Origin of the sequence: Roseisolibacter sp. H3M3-2 (assembly GCF_029211165.1) — a bacterium.
Lineage (GTDB): Bacteria > Gemmatimonadota > Gemmatimonadetes > Gemmatimonadales > Gemmatimonadaceae > Roseisolibacter.
Genome location: NZ_JARGEK010000631.1, coordinates 1 through 1,456 on the forward strand (window position 1 = coordinate 1; position 1,456 = coordinate 1,456).

Annotated in this window: 2 protein-coding genes; both read right to left on the reverse strand. The window is 74.7% G+C overall.

Going from position 1 to position 1,456, the window contains the following annotated elements; translation table 11 throughout:
* Positions 1 to 400, reverse strand: a 400-nt coding sequence (locus PYV61_RS25255) for a hypothetical protein (RefSeq protein ID WP_275836648.1), incomplete at its 3' end; no start/stop codon positions are given.
* A gap of 328 nt (positions 401 to 728) precedes the next feature.
* Complete coding sequence (locus tag PYV61_RS25260) at positions 729 to 1,340, reverse strand: thymidine kinase (RefSeq protein ID WP_275836649.1); 612 nt, start codon at positions 1,338 to 1,340, stop codon at positions 729 to 731.
* Between the last annotated feature and the right edge of the window lie 116 nt (positions 1,341 to 1,456).

Consider the following 1,456-nt stretch of genomic DNA (forward strand, 5'->3'; position numbering starts at 1 on the left):
GCAGCCCGGCGACGCGCGGCTTCACCACCGCCGCCGCGCCGCGCGCCGTGGCGCGGGCGATGAGGCCGGCGAGCGCCTCGGGGCCGTCGTTCTCGTCGAGCACGACGAGCGCCTCGAGCCCGCAGCGGCCGGCGTCGAACATGTCGCGGGGGCGGGCGCGCGCGGGGTCGACGTAGGCGACGAGCGCGGCGCGCGGGGCGACCGTCCGCAGCTGGCGGATGCGCTCGAAGTCGGGCGCGCCGTCGGCGTAGAGGTCGAAGATCACGAGCAGCGCCGCGCCGCGGGCGCACTCGCGCGCCAGATCGCTCCAGCCGTCGCAGACGACGAGCGACCGCGCCGCGGGGAGCGCGGCGCGCAGGCGCTGCAGGCGGACGTCGGAGGGGATGAGGGCGGCGATCATGTCGGTCCGGGTGGTGGTCGTGACCGAATGATGGACGCGCAAGGTCTCGGCGATGTCACGCGGGGGGAGGCCCGCCGGTGTCCGTGACGACGGAGGCTGGGGGCGTGAGGCCTCGCACGGCGCAGAGCGGGGTGCCCCGAAGACCAGGACACGGCGGAGATCGGGGTGAACCGAATCAAGGGAGACCTCGCAGAGCGGGGTACCGCGGACCTACGAGCTCATAGCCGGTAGGTCCGTCGTACCCCGGTGTGCGGTTCACCCCTTGGTTCGGTTCACCCCGATCTTCGCCGTACCCTGCACTCCGCCATACCCCGCCCTCCGCCGTGCGCTAGAGCAACCGCTGCTGCCCGGAGTCCCGCGCCGGCACCTCGTGACACGCCCGACACCGCGCCTCGTACGCGTCCGTCGCCCCCACCATGATCGTCGGCGAGTCGTACGACGCCGGCCGGCCGCCGATCAGCCGCTGGTTGCGGCTCGCGGGCGCGCCGCAGAGGACGCAGATCGCGTGCAGCTTGTCCACCACCTCGGCGACGGCCATCAGGTGCGGCATCGCGCCGAACGGCTCGCCGCGGAAGTCGGTGTCGAGCCCCGCGAGGATCACGCGGCGCCCGCGCTCGGCGATCGCCGTCGCCGCGCGCACGATCCCCTCGTCGAGGAACTGCGCCTCGTCGACCGCCACCACCTGCGCGGTCGGGTCGAGGCGCTGGACCAGCTGCGCCGAGGAGTCGACCGGCACGGCGGCGACCGTGCGCTGGTCGTGGCTCGAGACGGCGAACAGCCCCGCGTAGCGCGCGTCGAGGTGCGACTTGAACACCTGGACGCGCTTCTTCGCGATCATCGCGCGGCGCACGCGCCGCATCAGCTCCTCGCTCTTCCCGCTGAACATCACGCCGGCGATCACCTCGATCCAGCCGCCGGCGTTCGCGAAGCCGTCCCGCATCGCGCGTCAGCCCTCGGCGTCCGCGTCGCCGGCGTCGGGAGCGCGGCGCTTGGCGCGCTGCAGCCGCTCGGCGCGCTCCGCCCACTCGCGGCGCTGCTCGGCGCGCTCGCGCTGCG

Coding starts and splice junctions, on each gene's coding strand:
- PYV61_RS25260 (WP_275836649.1), bottom strand. CDS start 1,340: ATGCGGGACGGCTTCGCGAACGCCGGCGGCTGGATCGAGGTGATCGCC.